This window comes from Parapedobacter sp. GCM10030251 (assembly GCF_042666505.1).
In the GTDB taxonomy this organism is placed as follows: domain Bacteria; phylum Bacteroidota; class Bacteroidia; order Sphingobacteriales; family Sphingobacteriaceae; genus Parapedobacter.
Window position 1 is genome coordinate 312,341 of record NZ_JBHTDN010000004.1, and the last position, 17,729, is coordinate 330,069.

The 17,729-nt window shown below is 47.7% G+C and carries 19 protein-coding genes; 12 read left to right on the forward strand and 7 right to left on the reverse strand.

From position 1 onward, the window contains the following. Positions 1-30: 30 nt before the first annotated feature. The gene (locus ACFQRK_RS13565) at positions 31-1,302 is read right to left on the reverse strand and encodes a DUF819 domain-containing protein (RefSeq protein ID WP_379007524.1); all 1,272 of its coding nucleotides are present in this window, start codon (positions 1,300-1,302) and stop codon (positions 31-33) included. A gap of 52 nt (positions 1,303-1,354) precedes the next feature. Between ACFQRK_RS13565 and ACFQRK_RS13570 the strand changes: the two genes are divergently transcribed. Together ACFQRK_RS13570 and arfB are read left to right on the forward strand one after the other, a co-directional pair. Beyond that, the gene (locus ACFQRK_RS13570) at positions 1,355-2,611 is read left to right on the forward strand and encodes a dicarboxylate/amino acid:cation symporter (protein WP_379007525.1); all 1,257 of its coding nucleotides are present in this window, start codon (positions 1,355-1,357) and stop codon (positions 2,609-2,611) included. Then, positions 2,608-3,027 carry an alternative ribosome rescue aminoacyl-tRNA hydrolase ArfB gene (gene arfB, locus ACFQRK_RS13575; RefSeq protein ID WP_379007527.1) on the forward strand — a complete coding sequence of 140 codons (420 nt, stop codon included), beginning with the start codon at positions 2,608-2,610 and terminating at the stop codon, positions 3,025-3,027. The genes ACFQRK_RS13570 and arfB overlap by 4 nt, the downstream gene beginning before the upstream one ends. Here the strand turns inward: arfB and ACFQRK_RS13580 are convergent. Beyond that, on the reverse strand, positions 3,024-3,992 hold the full coding sequence (locus ACFQRK_RS13580; protein ID WP_379007530.1) for a lipid A-modifier LpxR family protein: 969 nt from the start codon (positions 3,990-3,992) through the stop codon (positions 3,024-3,026). The genes arfB and ACFQRK_RS13580 overlap by 4 nt on opposite strands. 165 nt (positions 3,993-4,157) lie before the next feature. Here ACFQRK_RS13580 and ACFQRK_RS13585 point away from each other — a divergent pair, with 165 nt between their 5' ends. From ACFQRK_RS13585 to ACFQRK_RS13595, 3 genes are read left to right on the forward strand one after another with little or no spacing between them, the layout of a single operon-like run. Then, entirely contained in the window at positions 4,158-4,601 is a 444-nt protein-coding gene (locus ACFQRK_RS13585) for a cytochrome c maturation protein CcmE (protein ID WP_379007532.1), read from the forward strand. Next, positions 4,602-7,043 (forward strand): cytochrome c biogenesis protein CcsA, encoded by a 2,442-nt coding sequence (gene ccsA / locus ACFQRK_RS13590; protein WP_379007534.1) that lies wholly within the window; start codon positions 4,602-4,604, stop codon positions 7,041-7,043. Positions 7,044-7,048: 5 nt separating this feature from the next. Continuing rightward, a complete protein-coding gene (locus tag ACFQRK_RS13595) occupies positions 7,049-7,813 on the forward strand; it encodes a Rossmann-like and DUF2520 domain-containing protein (RefSeq protein WP_379007537.1) in 765 nt (254 codons plus the stop codon). Here ACFQRK_RS13595 and ACFQRK_RS13600 read toward each other — a convergent pair. Both ACFQRK_RS13600 and ACFQRK_RS13605 read right to left on the reverse strand, forming a co-directional pair. Then, complete coding sequence (locus ACFQRK_RS13600; RefSeq protein WP_379007538.1) at positions 7,801-8,394, reverse strand: hypothetical protein; 594 nt, start codon at positions 8,392-8,394, stop codon at positions 7,801-7,803. The genes ACFQRK_RS13595 and ACFQRK_RS13600 overlap by 13 nt on opposite strands. Beyond that, entirely contained in the window at positions 8,381-8,878 is a 498-nt protein-coding gene (locus ACFQRK_RS13605) for an RNA polymerase sigma factor (RefSeq protein WP_379007540.1), read from the reverse strand. The genes ACFQRK_RS13600 and ACFQRK_RS13605 overlap by 14 nt, the downstream gene beginning before the upstream one ends. A gap of 70 nt (positions 8,879-8,948) precedes the next feature. On the opposite strand from ACFQRK_RS13605, the gene ACFQRK_RS13610 reads away from it, so the two are divergent. Next, positions 8,949-9,368: a hypothetical protein gene (locus ACFQRK_RS13610; protein WP_379007541.1), complete on the forward strand. Its 420-nt coding sequence runs from the start codon at positions 8,949-8,951 to the stop codon at positions 9,366-9,368. Here ACFQRK_RS13610 and ACFQRK_RS13615 read toward each other — a convergent pair. Together ACFQRK_RS13615 and ACFQRK_RS13620 are read right to left on the reverse strand one after the other, a co-directional pair. Beyond that, positions 9,365-10,156, reverse strand: coding sequence for an amidohydrolase (locus ACFQRK_RS13615; protein ID WP_379007543.1), 792 nt, complete (start codon positions 10,154-10,156; stop codon positions 9,365-9,367). The genes ACFQRK_RS13610 and ACFQRK_RS13615 overlap by 4 nt on opposite strands. 112 nt (positions 10,157-10,268) lie before the next feature. Beyond that, entirely contained in the window at positions 10,269-11,345 is a 1,077-nt protein-coding gene (locus ACFQRK_RS13620; RefSeq protein WP_379007544.1) for a polyprenyl synthetase family protein, read from the reverse strand. A gap of 24 nt (positions 11,346-11,369) precedes the next feature. Here ACFQRK_RS13620 and ACFQRK_RS13625 point away from each other — a divergent pair, with 24 nt between their 5' ends. From ACFQRK_RS13625 to ACFQRK_RS13635, 3 genes are all read left to right on the forward strand, one after another. After that, on the forward strand, positions 11,370-12,593 hold the full coding sequence (locus ACFQRK_RS13625; RefSeq protein WP_379007546.1) for an MFS transporter: 1,224 nt from the start codon (positions 11,370-11,372) through the stop codon (positions 12,591-12,593). 106 nt (positions 12,594-12,699) lie between these two features. Then, positions 12,700-13,233: an RNA polymerase sigma factor gene (locus ACFQRK_RS13630; RefSeq protein WP_379007548.1), complete on the forward strand. Its 534-nt coding sequence runs from the start codon at positions 12,700-12,702 to the stop codon at positions 13,231-13,233. A 49-nt stretch (positions 13,234-13,282) separates the two neighbouring features. Next, positions 13,283-14,389: a trypsin-like peptidase domain-containing protein gene (locus tag ACFQRK_RS13635; protein WP_379007550.1), complete on the forward strand. Its 1,107-nt coding sequence runs from the start codon at positions 13,283-13,285 to the stop codon at positions 14,387-14,389. 77 nt (positions 14,390-14,466) lie between these two features. Here the strand turns inward: ACFQRK_RS13635 and ACFQRK_RS13640 are convergent, their stop codons facing one another. Next, positions 14,467-15,102 (reverse strand): peroxiredoxin, encoded by a 636-nt coding sequence (locus ACFQRK_RS13640; RefSeq protein ID WP_379007552.1) that lies wholly within the window; start codon positions 15,100-15,102, stop codon positions 14,467-14,469. A 102-nt stretch (positions 15,103-15,204) separates the two neighbouring features. On the opposite strand from ACFQRK_RS13640, the gene ACFQRK_RS13645 reads away from it, so the two are divergent. The 3 genes from ACFQRK_RS13645 (at position 15,205) to ACFQRK_RS13655 (ending at position 17,719) form a co-directional block, all read left to right on the forward strand. Continuing rightward, on the forward strand, positions 15,205-15,954 hold the full coding sequence (locus tag ACFQRK_RS13645; RefSeq protein ID WP_379007553.1) for an EcsC family protein: 750 nt from the start codon (positions 15,205-15,207) through the stop codon (positions 15,952-15,954). A 36-nt stretch (positions 15,955-15,990) separates the two neighbouring features. Continuing rightward, the gene (locus tag ACFQRK_RS13650) at positions 15,991-16,482 is read left to right on the forward strand and encodes a VOC family protein (RefSeq protein ID WP_379007555.1); all 492 of its coding nucleotides are present in this window, start codon (positions 15,991-15,993) and stop codon (positions 16,480-16,482) included. 94 nt (positions 16,483-16,576) lie between these two features. Further along, complete coding sequence (locus ACFQRK_RS13655) at positions 16,577-17,719, forward strand: acyl-CoA dehydrogenase (RefSeq protein WP_379007557.1); 1,143 nt, start codon at positions 16,577-16,579, stop codon at positions 17,717-17,719. Positions 17,720-17,729 lie beyond the last annotated feature (10 nt).

Here is a 17,729-nt window from a genome sequence, read left to right on the forward strand (position 1 = left end):
GACCGGCGTTCCGCCTACGGAGAAATTGACTTAAGGAGAAACCAATTGCATAAGAATGCCACACAAGTAACCGGCATAGGTGCCCACCGCATATGCACAAACCGACAGGATAACACCTACAGACACTAAAGAGGGATGGAACGCGGCAGCAGTAGCGGATGCCGAAGCGACGCCGCCAATGTTGGACATGCTGGCTACCGCAAAAAAGAAAAAAGGCGCACGGATCAACCAGCCGACAAGGGCTAAGATGGCGACATGGAATACCAACCAGATAATTCCCACTAAAAACAGTCCGGGGTTATCCAGTATGGCCAAAATGTCCATTTGCATGCCGATGGAGGCAATGAGTATGTAAAGGAGTACGGTTCCCAGTTTGGATGCACCGGCGCCTTCCAATTGTCGCGCTTTGGTCGCCGAGAGCATAATTCCTAGAAGGGTGGCGATTAGGATAATCCAAAAGAAATCGGACGTGAGGCTGAATTTGTCCAGCCCGGGAGCATTCGCTTTTACCCATCCGGCGATAGCAGTGCCTACCAAATGCGCGATTCCGGTTGTTCCAAAGGCCAACCCCAGCATGATCATCAAATCTTTTACCTGCGGAATACGGGTGTTGGCTTTGCTGTAAGCTTCCATTCTGCCCGTCAGTTCCTCTACAGCATGGTTGTCTGCGCGGAAAAAGCGGTTCATTCGATCCGCTTTGCCTGCACCGAACAGCAGCAGTGCCATATATCCATACGCCACAAACACGTCAACGGCAATGGTGGCGGAAAATAATTCCGGCGACGGTTCGAAAATGCGGTACAACGCCGCCTGGTTGGCTCCCCCGCCGATCCAGGAACCCGCGAGGGTGGCTAGTCCGCGCCACACGGCATTAGGACCTTCTCCTCCAACAACCTCCGGGGCAAATGATCCAACGATGTATACGGCAAAAGCCCCACCCAACATGACACTCACTACGGTGGCCCCGAACATGATGCCCGCTTGTTTACGCAGTTTCCAAAGTTCCGGCAGGTTAAGACTCAGGGTAAACATCACCAAACACGCTGGCAGCAGGTAGTTGGAACTTACACCGTACAATGCCGAATTTTTTCCGTCGATGATCCCCGCGGAGTTTAACAACCCGGGGATAAAATAGCAGAGTAAAAGGGGAGGTAGCACGGTGTATAACCGTTTGAAAAACCGGCTAGGCAATGAAGACGTGTAAAAGACCAACGCGAGAATGGTCATCAGAAGCCCAAAGACTACGGCATCGTTCGATATCCATGGGGTAGGTATGACTACGATCATAAACAAAAGTACCATTCTGATTGATCTTCCGTGAAATAATTCTCCTATTTTAGTAGCCATAATTCATATGGAAAGCAAACGGTCCCAATTTTTTCAACATTATGGAAGCATCCTTCTGCTGCTTTTGGGTATCGTATTAGGTAGCGTTGTAGGCGTATTTTTTCCGCAAGCCGTGACCTGGTTGAAGCCACTGGGCGATGTTTTCCTCAATCTGCTATTTGCCGCTGTGGTCCCTTTGTTGTTCTTTGCCATTTCTTCGGCAGTGGCGAATATAGACGGCTCGCAAAAATTGGGACGTATTATCTCTACCATGGCCGGAGTGTTTCTCTCTACCATTATTATTGCCGCGTTATGTACGGTGGTCGCCCTGTGGTTCTTCCCCGTTGAAGCGCCAGAGGTTCCTGCGGATACGGTGAATGAGCTGTTGCAGGGTTCCCCGAATGATACATGGGGGGATAAATTAGTCCGGTTTGTCTCCGTGGACGAGTTTTATAAACTCTTGTCGCGGGAAAACATGCTGGCGTTTGTCATCTTTTCCTTCCTCACCGGAATTGCGGCGATGCGATCGGGTGAGGCGGGCGGTGCCTTCCGAAAATTTTTGTCATCCGGAAATGAGGTGATGAAGCATCTACTTATCCTGATTATGAAGATTGCGCCCGTTGGGTTAGGCGCTTATTTTGCATATCAGGTGGGGACGATCGGACCGGAACTTTTTGGGTTTTATGCCAAGCCGCTTGGTCTGTATTATGTTTTGGGGGCGTTTTACTTTTTCGTGTTTTTCAGCATTTACGCCTACGTTGCCGGTGGTAAACCCGGTATCGACCGTTTTTGGAGAAATAATATCTTGCCTTCGGCTACGGCTATCAGTACTTGCAGCAGCATTGCCACGATGCCTGTCAATCTGGCTGCGGCACCGCGGATGGGCATTCCGGCATCGGTGGCCAACGTGGTAATTCCGTTAGGAACCACCTTGCATAAAAATGGGTCATCAATGTCAAGTATCGTGAAGATTTACGTAGCTTTTGTACTCATTGGCAGGGATTTTTTTGAACCTACTACCTTGATTACTGCGCTTGGAATCACGGTATTGGTCAGCATTGTAGCAGGTGGAATTCCCAATGGCGGGTATATCGGTGAGATGCTGATGATTTCAGTCTATGGACTGCCTACGGAAGCTATCCCCGCAGTCATGATTATCGGGACCCTGGTGGATCCCATGGCGACGCTGCTGAATGCCACAGGCGATACGGTCGCAGCAATGTTGGTAAGTCGGTTTGCGCTGGGCCGCAAAATGCAGGACACCGATCTGATAGAACGCGAATGACACAGATTAAGCAAATTGATGCGGATGCTTTACGACCTTTTACTTCCTTCCAGACTTCACGGAGTGGCGGTAGCGGCGGACAGCATGTAAATAAAGTCGAGACCAAGGTTACGCTGTTGTTTGATGTCGATGCAGCGACTTTTTTGTCAGAAGAAGAGAAGGCCCGTATCCGAGAACGTCTTGCTAACAGGCTTCAAGCGGACGGACGCTTGCAGATTGTTAGTCAGGAAACACGGAGCCAGTTGATGAACAAAGAAATTGCTGTTCAAAAACTAATCGACTTGTTGTCACTGGCGATAAAGGCAGATAAGCCCCGCAAAGCGACCAAACCATCCCGGGCCGCCAATCAAAAGCGCCTGGAAGCCAAGCGTCTGCAGGCACTGCGAAAAATTAATCGGAAAAAAGACTGGCTTTAAAACCGGTAGCCCATTCCAATCGAGCCGTACCGGTGCCGGAAGAACATGCCGGGTACTTCTTTGCTGTAAAATATATACTGCATTCGTAAGGTTATCGCCCGGTTGGCATACGCAAATCCGAATTGATTATACAAAACCCAACGGGAGGGAGAGTGGGTTACGGGACCTTTGTCGTGTAAAAACATGCCGCCTTGAAGTGTGGCATCGTACCCTACAAATCGAAGCTGCGGAGTGTAGTAAAAAAATAGTTCGCGGTTTGCCGTCGTGCCGTGTACCTGCAATCGGCTGGAGGTGTAGACTGATTGGTAAAGCGGGTTGACCCGGCCCAATCGTAAGGTGGGTGCGACTGATAACCCGGTGTGATTTAACCCTAATATGGCTTCTGCATGGGCTGATAGATCAAGCCAACGAGCTGGGTTGCGATACAGTAAGCCGCCGTATCGAACGGACGCATCCACACCGGCGGCATTCTTTAATTGGTATTCCCATCCTGCGATGTCATAAAGATTGAGCACTTTATGTATGCCTTCCTGAAACTGTCGCCCTAACGCCCGTTGACCAATGGTGCCAAGTTCGATTGTGAACGATAAAACGGATTCATTCGCAAAGTAGCGGTCCAGGTCGGCCGCAACAAACAGGTAAGCCGTAATCGGCCGGTCCACTTCCTCGATGTAGCGGATTTGAGCGGTGTAGGCGTTGTACATCTTCTGTCCTACGGTTAGGCCCCACAGCCGGTTGACTTCCTTGGGCGACAACCGTGTACTGTCCGCAACTTTCCTGATATTCAGAAAAATACCGTTTGTATAATATTGATCTTGTTTATTGAACAGATAAAGATCGTTGTCGCTTCTGAAATTCAGCTCAGCGCGCGGTAAAGGCTGCGCAAAACCTAAGAAATAACTAAAACTAAAAAGCAGTAGGGTGCTCGTGACGGCCCTGCCGACGTTATACAGGTTGTGGATCATTCGCGATTGGTACAGCTTTTACTCCCCATAAGCAAACATACGGATTTTTTTTCTCCGTGTTTGTTTAGAATAATTCTAAAAAATGCCAATCCCTTGCAATATTCGTGGCTTCATTTTGCAATTCGTAAATTTGCATTTCGGTTTAATCCGTTGGGAGATAATAACATGAAGAAAAGTTCGGTCATACCCATTATCATTATTGCGCTAGCAATTGCGATGATCATCGTGATGTATACAGATTCAAGCACTTATTCCACATTCAGTGAGGCAAAGGAAAAGCAGTCGGAATTGTATGTTGTGGGCGTACTCAATAAGGAGAAGGAATTGCACTATAATCCTACCGTGGATGCGAATCATTTTGCGTTCTACATGTATGATAACGACAGCACTGAATGTAAGGTGGTTTTCAGGGGTGCAAAACCACAAGATATTGAGCGTTCAGAGCAAATCGTGCTAACAGGCAAAATGATAGGGGAGGAATTCCATGCCAGTAAGATTCTAATGAAATGTCCGTCAAAGTATAATCAGGACGAAATGGAAGTGATTGAGGCGTCCACAGCCCAAAATATTGGTTTTGTGGATCGTAAACCGGTTAATGGACAGCAGTAGATGGATATAACGTATGTAGGGGAATCCCTGTTACCGGGCAAAATCGGCCAATTTTTCGTCATCCTTTCCTTTGGCTCCGCGCTTTTATCTTGTATCAGTTATTATTTTGCAAGCAAACACCAAGAAGAGCGTTCATGGCTGAAAATCGCCCGTATCGCTTTTTGGTTGAATGTGGTGTCGGTTGTTGGAATCGGAAGCTGTTTATTTTACATCATTTACAATCACCTATTTGAATACTATTACGCGTGGGATCATTCTTCGAAATCCCTTCCCACGCATTTTATTATCTCCAGTTTCTGGGAAGGGCAGGAGGGGAGTTTCTGGCTCTGGATGTTCTGGCAGGGATTATTGGGCGTGGTACTGGTTTTTCGGGCCAAGAGCTGGGAAAGCCCGGTAATGGCCGTGGTCATGTTATGTCAGGCCGTATTGGGATCGATGCTTATTGGGGTCGAAATTTTGGGTGAGCGCGTGGGCAGTTCGCCCTTTATCCTGTTTCGGGATGCGTTGGATCTGCCGATTTTTTCGGATCCGAATTACCTCGCGATGATTACCGACGGTAGCGGCCTGAATGCACTGCTTCAGAATTACTGGATGGTTATTCACCCGCCTACGTTGTTTCTGGGGTTTGCTGCGATGATCGTGCCGTTTGCCTATGCAGTTGCCGGATTGTGGCAACGGCGGTATAAAGAATGGATTTCGGCGAGCATACCGTGGGCGCTATTCGCTGTTATGACGTTGGGCGCGGGGATTATTATGGGGTCTTTCTGGGCTTATGAAGCGCTTAATTTCGGTGGTTTCTGGGCGTGGGATCCGGTGGAAAACGCATCCATTATTCCATGGTTCACACTTATCGCCGCGGTTCACGTGATGATTGCCTTCAAAAATTCGGGGCACTCGTATTTTACCGCTACCTTTTTGGCATTGGTAAGTTTTGTACTGGTCATCTATGCGTCTTTCCTAACGCGCAGCGGCGTACTGGGCGAGACATCGGTACACTCGTTTACAGACCTGGGCCTTTATTGGCAATTGGTAGCCTTCAATGTCATTTTCTTAGGCATCATGGTATACCTACTGGTGAAACGTAAAAAGGAAATGCCGTCCTCAAAAAAGGAAGAAGATATTTATTCGCGCGAATTCTGGCTATTTGTCGGTGCACTGGTTCTCACCGTAGCCTGTTTGCAGATCATCGCCTCTACCTCAATTCCAGTGTTTAATGCCGTCTTTGGGACGAAAGTTGCACCCCCGATTGATCCGATACAGCACTATAATAAGTGGCAAGCGGGTTTTGCGGTGGTCGTTGCTTTGCTTTCTGCATTCACGCAGTTCATGAAGTACAAGCGAACAGATGTTCGTAAGTTTTACACAGCCGCTATTGCCTCGCTTGTGGTGGCGATGGTTGTTACAGCGATAGTGGTTTATGTCACTAAGGTGTACACGAATTTCATGTATATCCTGTTGGTATTTGCTGCTGCCTACACCGTCGTGGCTAACGGTAAAATTTTAGGAGACGCCATTAAAGGTAAATGGAAGCTTACCGGATCTGCCGTGGCGCATATTGGCTTCGGACTTCTTCTTATCGGTGGATTGGTGGCAGCGGCGACCAATGAAGTGATTTCGGTAAACAGCAGCAACCACATTGCCGTGGCTGGTTTTGATCAGGTTGAAAAACCGGGGGACAACCTGTTTCTTACAGAAGGGGAACCTATGCAAATGGGAGCCTATCGTATTACCTATGTGGGCGATAGCGTGGCTCCGCCCAACGTGTATTATAAAATCAACTACGAGAAAATTGATGACGAAACGGGCAGGGTAATTGAGAGCTTTCAGCTTCGGCCGTTTGCCCAAAATAACCCGCAGATGGGAGGGCTCATCGGTACGCCTGCAACCAAGCACTACCTGACACACGATATATATACATTGATTACGGCGGCCATGTCGGAGCCCCATCAACAGGCGCAGCAGGGCGAGCAAACCGGCTTCGAGGATTATGACGAGCCCGCGGTGTATGAGACCAATATTGGCGACACACTTCGTTATCGCAATGGGTATATTGTGGTCGAGGGGATTAACCGAGATGCAGTCGTGCAAAATATTCCCCGTAAGGACGACGATATCATTGTCGGACTGAAACTTCGCATACATGCTGCTACGGGCGAAACGTATGAGGCGGAACCTGTTTTTTTGATACGCGGAGGAACCACCTTTGACTTATTTAAGGATGTAGAAGAGCAGGGACTCCGGCTGCGATTCAGTAATATCATGCCGCAGAAAGACAAACTGGAATTGATGGTGTATCAAAAGCCCTTGCCTGAAAAGAAATGGATTGTTTTTAAGGCAATTAAATTTCCGTATATCAATTTCTTCTGGTGCGGTGCCATCGTGATGACCATCGGCTTTTTGCTATCCATTTTTCGTCGTAATAAGGAAATGAAATCCGTGTAATTCGTATGGACATCGTAGTGCTTGGAAGCGGAAATGTAGCAACTCACTTCGGTAAGGCGCTTTCCGATGCCGGACACCGGGTTGTACAGGTATATAGCCGGACCAAAGCCAATGCCAAGATTTTGGCTAGCGCAGTCAAAGCCGACGCAATTGATAAGCTCGCGGAGCTTGACTTGGATGCCGATGTATACCTGATTGCTGTAAAGGATGATGCGATTGGTCAGGTAGTTACACAGCTGCCTTCTTCGCTGGAGGGCGCCGTTGTTCATACCGCAGGAAGCGTCGATATAGAAATCTTTGCCGCTCACGTCAAAAGGTATGGCGTAATGTATCCGGTACAGACATTTTCGATAGCCAAGTCGGTCGATTTTTCGATGGTCCCGATTGCACTGGAGGCATCAGATGAGGCTACGTATACCCAGTTGGTACGATTGGCAGGCAGCGTATCCAAGCGGTGTTTTTTCTGTGATTCGCGGCAAAGGCTGGCCCTGCACATAGCGGCGGTATTCGCGTGTAACTTTACCAATCATTTTTACGCCATCGGCGCAGATATCCTTGGCGAATATTCGCTGGATTTCGACCTCATCCGGCCCCTTATCCTTGAAACTGCTCAAAAAATAATGGCGCATCAGCCCCAGGAGGTCCAAACCGGTCCAGCTATACGGAATGATATCGGGACCATGCAAAAGCACCTGAAACTATTGGAACAAAGCCACCAAGACTTAGTCAGTTTGTATCGGCAAATGAGTGAGCGGATTTATTCAAATTGATTTTTTATCCGCTCCAAATTATCAATCATTTCCTCAATCCGCATATGCTCACTTTTGATGTACTGCTTCATGAATACAAAGTGGCAGATTAAAAACCAGAGAATGACCAGGATAAAAATGCCGGCAAAGGTCAAAAGGGGAAGGATAAAGTACATCTCAATACCGTACAGGGCAAACGCTGCGGCAACACAAATTTCGTAAGTTGTATAGGTCCGGGTGTTAAAGCGATAGCGTTTTTGCTGGAACGCTCGCAGATAATTAATGTAATCTTGCGGCTTGGCTAGTAAATGACTGCTACGACGGATGTCTTTGTAATCATTTAATTGATTGGCGAAATAATAACCGATACATCCCACCAGAATGGCCAGCGCCAAATACGTGGTCCATGTAGAGAAATCGACCGCGATGCCTATCCATAACGCCGTGAGGACAACTACGCCAACGGCCACACTCTGCCAAAATAATTTTCTCGACAGGGCGGTCCGGTCGCTCTTAACACGCTTTAAAATGGTTTCAAAGCTAACGTTTGGCTCTGGTTTCTGCCCTTGCCAAAGCTGTTGTATCTCGTCAAAGCCTTTCATTACTGTTGTATATTTCTGTTAGCTTATGTTTTATCCGATGGATTTTTACCCGTAAGTTCCCCTCGGAAATGCCTGCCACTTCGGCGATTTCAGGGTAAGGTACCTCATCCAATACCATTGTTATAATAATCCGTTCATTTTCATCTAGTTGAGAAATAGATTTGTAAAGCAGTGCAATTTGTTCTTGTTTCTCGGAGGGCTCCTCCGTATAATTTTCAATGATGGTGTCATTGAGTTCGTCCGTTGTACGGCGTTTGACTGTCCGCAGATAGGAAAGACAGGTATTTACGGCAATGCGATATATCCATGTGGAAAACTGCGACTCGTTTCTGAACCTATCGAGATTTTGCCAGACCTTGATAAAGGTTTCCTGCATGAGGTCGTTCGCTGAATCACTGTCGCCCGTATAACCATAGCACAGGTGATACACCTTTTTGGAGTTTTCATCAAACAGTTGCTGGAACAGTTGTCGCTGGCTACTCATGAATGGAATTTACGGTTTGTTTGATGCATAGGCTGCAAATATGTTACAAAAAATCCATACCTTTATACCGATGGAAACCTTGATTCCCATAGTCATTGCGATTGCAGTTTTTGCCTTTCAGGCCTACGCCAATTTTCAAAAGGAGCAGGAGAAAGCACGTAAGCGGAATTTGGGACAACCGCCGGTGCCACCCTTGCCTGAGGAAAATGCCAATCGGCCGGCGGCTAAGCCAGCGATCGACGTGCAGGGAAGGGAAGCAACACGCCCTCAAATGAAGCCTGAGCCTTTACGGGAGGCCTATCAGAGTTATTCGGGTTTTATGGAGGTGGACGAAGTCAAGCGAATCAGGAAAGCTCGCAAACAGCCACTTTCATCGCTGCGGTTGGAAGTTGACGAAGGGACGGATTCCGCTTTCGAAAGGGAAGGGAAATCTTTCGACCTGCGTGATGCCGTTATCAAATCGGTTATTCTGGAGCGACCTTATCCCTAATTTTTACGGTCGATGACTAGGTTAAAATCGTCCATATCTTTCAGAAATGGCAGCCCATTTCGCGTATCTTCAATATCCTTCCGATAAATGGTAAATGTGTACAGGTCTTCATACTCGGGTTTATAGTATACCACATCGCCCACGGGTGAGATACACATGGAGCCTCCGGAATAGTAAATTTCATTGCCGTCGTGTCCAACCCGGTTTACGCCGATCACAAATGCCTGGTTTTCGATTGCCCGCGCAGGAATAAGGCTTCGCCAATGTGCTGAGCGTTTGTCTGGCCAATTGGCTACATAAAGCAGAATGTCGTAAGCACTGTTGAGATTGCGAGACCATACCGGAAAACGCAGGTCGTAACAGATCATCGGGCAGATCTTCCAGCCGTTTAATTCAACGATGACCCGTTGATTGCCGCGTGTGAATACGGCATCTTCCCCAGCCATACCAAAGAGATGCCGCTTGTCATACTTTACGTAATTCCCTTCCTTGGTCATCCATACAAAGCGGTTGTAATACTTGCCTTCTTCTTCAATAATAAGGCTCCCGGCTACCACACAGTCATATTTCTGAGCGGTTTCCAGCATCCAATGCATCGTTTTGCCGTCTGACTTTTCCGCGCATTTTTTCACGTCCATCGTAAAGCCCGTGTTAAACATTTCAGGCAAGATAATCAGATCAGTTTTTTCGCGGATGGCAGATAGCCTGAGTGATAGATTGCTGAGGTTTTTATCAATGTTTTCCCAGAAAAGGTATGCTTGGAAAGTTGTAATTTTTAATGCATCCATATCCATAAGCTATGGTATCCTGTTTGTTACGTAGCCTGCAATCAGCACAAGTTAGCAAAATATTAGCTAAAAGCAAATGTCAGCGCTTACGCCGCAATTATTTTGCCAGTTCTTACTTGGTCCTGTCCAGAAGATGCTGGGCCAGGGCCTGCAAGGGAACTTTCCGGCTTTCGTCGCAATTAATTTTATCGAGTGCTGCATAGGCCTTGGAGGCATAAAAGTGCTTGGCGGCTTCGGTTGCCTGGCGGATGCCGAGAGAATCATATATAGCCGTTATACGGTTGATTTTTTTTTCGGGCTGATCGCGTACTTCCATCCAATCGTGTAATTCGGAAACGGTCGCCGGGTTTGCTGTTTCCACTGCCTTCAGCAGCAGATAGGTTTTTTTGTTGGCTAAAATGTCCCCACCGCGTTGCTTACCGAACTGTTCGGGATCACCGTAGACGTCAAGGAGATCATCCTGTAATTGAAACGCAATTCCCACATTGACACCAAAATCATAGAGCTGTTGGGCGTCAATATCGGTGGCATCGGCAAGCGCCGCGCCGATTTTCAATGCCGCACCTAGCAACACGGAGGTCTTCAGTTGAATCATATGAAGGTAATCATCGATACAAACTGCCGGGCTGCCTTCAAAATCCATATCCAATTGCTGCCCCTCGCATACTTGCGTGGCCATCGTATTGAATGTTTCCAGGACGACAGGCAGCTTATCTTTCGGGCATTTTGCGAGCTGTCCATACGCCATAATAAGCAGGTTGTCACCCGAAAGAATCGCGACGTTAGCATTCCATTTTTGATGGACCGTTTCTTTTCCCCGTCTTAGCGGTGCGTGATCCATGATGTCGTCATGCACAAGCGAAAAGTTGTGGAAAAGTTCGACGGCTAGCGCCGCAGGTATGGCGTGCCGGATGTTGGGAATCGAAAAAAGATCAGCCGCCATGAGTGTCAGCATGGGCCGTATGCGTTTTCCGCCCAGCGCAAGCATATACCGGATGGGCTCGTATAACATCGCCGGAGAAGGAGGGATGTCGAGTTCAGCCAATCCCTGGTCAATGTATTGCTGCCATGTAAGGGTGTGATGTGTCATGTCGTGAAAATTGCTCGCTAAGATAGGAATATCTCCCGAAACGATTGACGAAGGGATGACAACCCATTCGCCTAAATTGGCAGGGGATTTATTGTACATTTGCAAAAATTTCTGGTAGATAAGTTGAAAACATTGATTGAGGAGCCTGTCTCCGCCCGGGTATCTGAACAGGTAGAACCGGGACCTACTCCAAGTCTTGATAGGGCGATTTCACGGAAACGAATACGAATAGCGGTAGCGCTGTTTTATTTTGGTCAAGGGCTGGCATTTTCCTCTTGGGCAAGCCGTATACCGGATATTAAAACCGCGCTGAACCTGTCGGATGCACAATTAGGTACGTTGCTTTTTGCGCTGCCCCTGGGACAGCTGTTAACCATGCCGTTGTCTGGCAGGTTGGTTACCCAGTACGGTAGCCACCAAGTGCTGCGCATTGCAGCCCCCTTATATGCGCTTGTACTGACCTGCCTTGCATTGGCGTCTACGGGATGGCAATTGGGAATGGTGTTACTCGCTTTTGGCATTGTGGGGAATCTGTGCAACATCGCGGTGAATACGCAAGGAGTGGCCGCGGAGCAATTGTATAGCCGTTCGATCATGACGTCGTTTCATGGCGCATGGAGTATTGCCGGATTCACGGGGGCATTGATCGGATTACTGATGATAAATCTCCATGTCAGTACCTATTTGCATTTTTGGATTATTTTGATTGTTGTGGTCATCAATACGGTAATCAATCAAAAGTACTTGGTTAGTAATGTTGAGACCAAGGAACGGAAAACGAGTTTCTTTACGAAGCCTGACGGTGTATTGGTACAACTTGGTATCATTGGGTTCTGTAGCATGGCGACCGAGGGGGCAATGTTTGATTGGAGCGGCGTCTATTTTAAGGATATCGTGCAGGCTCCCGCGTCCTTGGTTGTGGTTGGCTACGCCTCATTCATGATCATGATGGCCTTCGGCCGTTTTGTTGGCGATTGGGCGATCCGTCGTATCGGGAGACGCACGTTATTGCAAATAAGCGGCGGCTTCATCTTTATTGGCATGGGCATTTCTGTGCTTTTTCCCAATGTGACTGCCGCCTCCCTAGGCTTTATGCTGGTGGGGTTAGGTGTGGCATGTGTGGTCCCGTCGGTATATAGTGCTGCAGGCAGAAATGCTACAATTTCCCCGGGAGTCGCGCTGGCGATGGTATCCAGCGTCAGCTACCTCGGCTTTCTCATCGGGCCTCCGCTGATCGGCTACATTGCCGAACTGGCCAGTCTTCGCTATTCGTATGCCGTAATCGGCTTGTTTGGATTGATGATCACAGCCCTCATATCCGTGACCCAGGTGGTGAAAAACGAATAAATCCAAAAAAATATCTTAGGTTTGACAAGATATAAGGGTTACATTTTGGGCATTAGCGTATTAATAGGTGAGTAAGTTAAATAGATCTGTCGTACCAGACGCTGACTTGAAAACTGTGAACGGCATCGCACGTGGCGATACCGCGGTTTTAGAGAGCTTATATCACGATTATTTCCCAATGGTACTGAACATGATCCTTCAAAACAAGGGTACGGAAGAGGAGGCGAAGGATGTTTTCCAGGAGGCGGTAATCGTGCTGTATGATAAAATCAAACAGGGGGATTTTGAATTAAGCAGCAAACTGAAGACCTATATTTACTCAGTATGCCGGAGGCTGTGGCTTAAACAGTTGGGTAACCAGGAGCGGGCGTTTCAGGACGTCAGCAACTATGGTGAAGTGATCCCGGTTGAAGACGATTTGGCGAAGCACCGCGAAATGGAATTGCAGTTATCATTAATGGAACAGGCATTGGAGAAATTGGGCGAACCCTGCCGAACCATTATCCATGATTTTTATATAGGGAATTTGTCGATGCAGGCGATCTGTGAGAAATTCGGATATACGAGCGCTGATAATGCGAAGAATCAAAAATACAAATGTCTGCAACGGTTAAAACGATTATTTTTTTCAACTACGTGAAAACTTATTGGGCGGCGTCTGATGCCTAGGCGAAGAAAAGGAAACGGATATGATGAATGAACAGGATTTTATAGTACAAGCCGATAGGTTCTTGAATGGAGAGATGGATAGCGCGGAGCGAACCGCTTTTGAGCGGTATTGTGAGGAAAATGCCTCGGCAGCTGAGCAGTTGGCTACGCACCGGCTGTTTATTGAGCAACTTAAGCACCACGCAGATCGTGCGGCTTTCAAAAGGACGCTCGCGTCTGTGGCAGACCGATATCATCGTCCGGAGGCTGCTGCTGCGGCAACGCACAGGGAGCCCATCCTGGTCACCCTATGGAATCGGTTTAAAGTCAATTCGCTGGTGGCAGCCAGTGTGGCTATTATCGCAGTTTTTTCAACGCTATGGCTGTCTGGTTATTACAAAACCATTGAAAAGACTACTACCAATTACAGCGCGTTAAGAAGGGACATGAATACCGTCAAAAAGAATGTAAACGCACAAAATGCGGTGATACGCAACATCAACAACGAAAAGCAAAAAGGAGGGTCGTCTGAAAGCCACTTCGGAGCGACCGGTTTTATTATTTCGCCCAATGGATACGTGGTAACGAACTATCACGTGGTAAAAGACGCAGATTCTGTTCACCTGCAAAACAGCAAGGGGGAGTCATTTCGGGCAGATGTAATCTATATTGATCCGACCCACGACCTGGCGATGTTGCATATCAGCGATAGTGCGTTCAAAGCGTTGAAAAATATTCCATATACATTTAAAGAAACCGAATCGGACTTGGGTGAAGACGTTTATACGATTGGGTTTCCGCGCGACGAGGTAGTTTATGGCCAGGGATACCTCAGTTCGCGTACGGGCTACGCCGGCGATACGACCGCTTACCAATTGTCTATTCCGGTCAACCCCGGAAATAGTGGCGGTCCGGTGATCGACAGTAGGGGACAGGTGATTGGTATTATCAGCGGCAAACAAACGGGTATTGACGGTGCGTCTTTTGCGATCAAAACCGAAGCACTTTTAAAATCTATTTCAGCGATTCCCATGGATTCGTTGGAAAGCAAATTGACGATCAACCGGAAGAATTCATTGAGTGGATTGAAACGTACCGATCAAATCAAGAAGATTCAGGATTGTGTCTATTTGGTGAAGGTTTATTAAGGATTATTTTGTGAAATTGAAAAAGCGATTGGCTCTGGAGTCAATCGCTTTTTTTATGGTGCGCCACCAATTAACGATCAAATATTGGGCTGCGGTGTCGTACGCAGATACGGCTTGATGATTTTGTGGCCTTTCGGGAATTTCGACGGAATTTCCTCGGTTGGGATTGCCGGAACTACGATCACGTCCTCACCGTGATTCCAATCGGCTGGGGTGGCTACGCTATAGTCGGCAGTCAGTTGCAGTGAATCGATAACTCGAAGGATTTCATTGAAGTTACGTCCGGTAGAAGCAGGATACGTAAGGGTCAGTTTGATTTTCCGGTCCGGACCGATGATAAAAACCGAACGGACTGTGGCGGTTGCCGATGCGTTTGGATGAATCATGTCATAAAGTTCCGATACCTTCCGATCGGGGTCGGCAATCAGCGGAAAATCCACTTCACAATTTTGTGTTTCATTGATGTCGTGCACCCAACCGTGATGACTGTCGACGGGATCTACGCTCACCGCGAGTACTTTTACGTTGCGTTTTTCAAATTCGCTCTTCAGTTGGGCGGTACGGCCAAGTTCGGTCGTACACACAGGCGTGTAGTCGGCGGGATGTGAAAACAATACCACCCAGCTACCTTCTGTGTATTCGTAAAAATCAATTTCGCCTATTGTCGTTACCGCTTTAAAATTCGGTGCGGTATCACCTAATCGTAAACTCATCTTTTGTTCCTCCTATTATAAGTTCGTAGTCTACAAAGTTAGTAGATTTTTTGACATAAAAAAATGTCGAAACAAAATGATTTGCGCCTCGTCTAATGCTATATGGAAAAGGACCGGCTTCCAGAAATGTCACCCCTGTACCGGAAAAAAGTAGCGATTGAATTGGCGTTTTGGAAACTCAAAATGTCAAAAAAAGCATCGTTAGGTAGCGTATGGGCGAAAAATATACAGCATAAACTTAACAGCCTGATTCCGGAAAAGATTCATCAGGCAATTACGTTCGCCATCGAAAAAATGGTGAAGGGTGTGCTTTTCGGCGCGCAGTATACGACGGTGTCGCCAAAATTAACCGGTAGTTTTCAGTTGCGCGAAGCCCACGTTAAGCAGCTGATAGATACCTACAAAAAGGCCGCGTCGGTGGAGGGCATGATTACTGGAGCTGGGGGTATTTTGATGGGGATTGCCGATTTCCCGGCATTGGTGGCAATCAAGATCAAAATGTTATTTGATATAGGAGCGACTTACGGGTATGACATCCGGCAATACAAAGAGCGGCTTTTCCTACTTACGATATTTCAGTTAGCATTTTCCAGTCATATGCATCGGGCTGATGTATACAATAGGCTAGTCAACTGGAGCACATACGTGGATGGTCTTCCGGATGACATTGACAGCTTTGATTGGCGGACCTTTCAGCTGGAGTACCGCGACTACATCGATCTGGCCAAAATGGCGCAACTGGTCCCGGTTGTCGGTGCCGCAGTGGGAGCGGTGGTCAATTACCGATTGCTGGAACAATTGGGAAGTGCCGCGATGAATTGCTATCGCATGCGGATCCTGGAGCCTAACTAGTTTGCCAGGGTGGTTTATTTTTTTAAAATTTGTCCTATGAGCGAAGTTTACACCGTTCCCCCACAGACGCGGGTCGGACATGTACATTTGAAAGTATCGGACCTGGAGCGTTCCCTGGAATTTTATTGCGGTTTGTTGGGGTTTGAGCTAACCATGCGGTATGGAAGAAAAGCCGCATTCGTCTCTGCCGGAGGTTATCATCATCACATTGGCTTGAACACCTGGCATAGCGAAGGAGCCCCGCCGGCTCCCGTACAAAGTCCGGGCTTATACCATACAGCTATCCTTTACCCAACGAGGCGGGACCTGGCCGTGATGTTTGACAGGTTAAGGAAGGCACAATATCCGCTGACCGGGGCAAGTGATCATGGCGTATCCGAAGCACTGTATCTGGATGATCCGGATAGAAATGGCGTGGAGTTGTACTGGGACAGGCCTAAGGACCAATGGCCTCATTTTCCGGATGGCTCATTGAATATGTACACAAAGACCCTGGATGTCGCGGACTTGCTGGCGGAGCTGGGGTAATTCAGGGCAACGAATTGCTATGCTGGCATAGCAATTTTTTTTATCTTTGCCATGGTAGGCATCAAGCTCTGCCTACATACAAAACCGTTTAGTTATGATATTCGCACTCACTGAAGAACACCAGATGATCCGGGAAGCCGCTCGCGATTTTGCGCAGAACGAATTAAAGCCGGGTGTTATCGAACGCGACGAGCAGCAACAGTTTCCGGCGGAACAAATTAAGAAACTTGGAGAATTGGGGTTCTTGGGCATGATGGTCGATCCGAAATATGACGGCGCGGGCATGGATGCCATATCCTATGTGTTGGTGATGGAGGAGCTTTCCAAGATCGACGCCTCTGCTTCGGTAGTCGTATCGGTTAATAATTCGCTGGTCTGTTATGGCCTGGAAAAGTACGGAACCGAAGAGCAGAAGGAAAAGTACTTAAAACCTCTCGCCTCGGGCAAGCATATCGGTGCCTTTTGCTTGTCTGAACCGGAAGCGGGTTCAGACGCTACCTCCCAACGTACCGTCGCGGAAGACAAAGGAAATTATTACCTGCTCAACGGCACCAAGAATTGGATAACTAATGGAAATTCTGCTTCCACATATCTGGTAATCGCACAAACGCATCCTGACAAGGGCCATCGTGGCATTAACGCATTGATCGTTGAGAAAGGAATGGATGGCTTTACCGTAGGTCCGAAAGAAAACAAGTTAGGTATCCGGGGATCCGATACCCATTCGCTTTTATTCAATGACGTGAGAGTGCCGAAGGCAAATCGCATCGGTGAAGACGGGTTTGGTTTTAAATTTGCTATGAATGTATTGGAAGGTGGACGCATCGGCATCGCCGCTCAAGCATTAGGCATAGCTTCGGGCGCCTTCGAACTTGCCGCAAACTATGCAAAAACACGTCACACTTTTGGGAAACCCATTGCGCAACATCAAGCAATCCAATTCAAATTGGCCGATATGGCTACACAGATTGAAGCGGCTAGGCTCTTATGTCTGAAAGCAGCGTGGCTTAACGATACCGGCATGCCCTATGCCAAGGCGGCTTCTATGGCCAAGCTGTATGCATCGGAGGTGGCCATGAAAGTAACGATAGAGGCGGTACAGATACACGGCGGCTATGGATATGTGAAAGAATACCACGTGGAGCGCCTCATGCGCGATGCGAAGATTACCCAAATCTACGAAGGAACATCGGAAATTCAGAAAATGGTGATTTCGCGGGAAGTACTTAAGGACTAAAAAAATTATT

Excerpts from the sequence above, each read along its gene's own strand:
- ACFQRK_RS13565 (WP_379007524.1), bottom strand. The coding sequence starts at position 1,302 with ATGGTACTTTTGTTTATGATCGTAGTCATACCTACCCCATGGATATCG.
- ACFQRK_RS13570 (WP_379007525.1), top strand. The coding sequence starts at position 1,355 with ATGGAAAGCAAACGGTCCCAATTTTTTCAACATTATGGAAGCATCCTT.
- arfB (WP_379007527.1), top strand. The coding sequence starts at position 2,608 with ATGACACAGATTAAGCAAATTGATGCGGATGCTTTACGACCTTTTACT.
- ACFQRK_RS13580 (WP_379007530.1), bottom strand. The coding sequence starts at position 3,992 with ATGATCCACAACCTGTATAACGTCGGCAGGGCCGTCACGAGCACCCTA.
- ACFQRK_RS13585 (WP_379007532.1), top strand. The coding sequence starts at position 4,158 with ATGAAGAAAAGTTCGGTCATACCCATTATCATTATTGCGCTAGCAATT.
- ccsA (WP_379007534.1), top strand. The coding sequence starts at position 4,602 with ATGGATATAACGTATGTAGGGGAATCCCTGTTACCGGGCAAAATCGGC.
- ACFQRK_RS13595 (WP_379007537.1), top strand. The coding sequence starts at position 7,049 with ATGGACATCGTAGTGCTTGGAAGCGGAAATGTAGCAACTCACTTCGGT.
- ACFQRK_RS13600 (WP_379007538.1), bottom strand. The coding sequence starts at position 8,394 with ATGAAAGGCTTTGACGAGATACAACAGCTTTGGCAAGGGCAGAAACCA.
- ACFQRK_RS13605 (WP_379007540.1), bottom strand. The coding sequence starts at position 8,878 with ATGAGTAGCCAGCGACAACTGTTCCAGCAACTGTTTGATGAAAACTCC.
- ACFQRK_RS13610 (WP_379007541.1), top strand. The coding sequence starts at position 8,949 with ATGGAAACCTTGATTCCCATAGTCATTGCGATTGCAGTTTTTGCCTTT.
- ACFQRK_RS13615 (WP_379007543.1), bottom strand. The coding sequence starts at position 10,156 with ATGGATGCATTAAAAATTACAACTTTCCAAGCATACCTTTTCTGGGAA.
- ACFQRK_RS13620 (WP_379007544.1), bottom strand. The coding sequence starts at position 11,345 with ATGTACAATAAATCCCCTGCCAATTTAGGCGAATGGGTTGTCATCCCT.
- ACFQRK_RS13635 (WP_379007550.1), top strand. The coding sequence starts at position 13,283 with ATGATGAATGAACAGGATTTTATAGTACAAGCCGATAGGTTCTTGAAT.
- ACFQRK_RS13640 (WP_379007552.1), bottom strand. The coding sequence starts at position 15,102 with ATGAGTTTACGATTAGGTGATACCGCACCGAATTTTAAAGCGGTAACG.
- ACFQRK_RS13645 (WP_379007553.1), top strand. The coding sequence starts at position 15,205 with ATGGAAAAGGACCGGCTTCCAGAAATGTCACCCCTGTACCGGAAAAAA.
- ACFQRK_RS13650 (WP_379007555.1), top strand. The coding sequence starts at position 15,991 with ATGAGCGAAGTTTACACCGTTCCCCCACAGACGCGGGTCGGACATGTA.
- ACFQRK_RS13655 (WP_379007557.1), top strand. The coding sequence starts at position 16,577 with ATGATATTCGCACTCACTGAAGAACACCAGATGATCCGGGAAGCCGCT.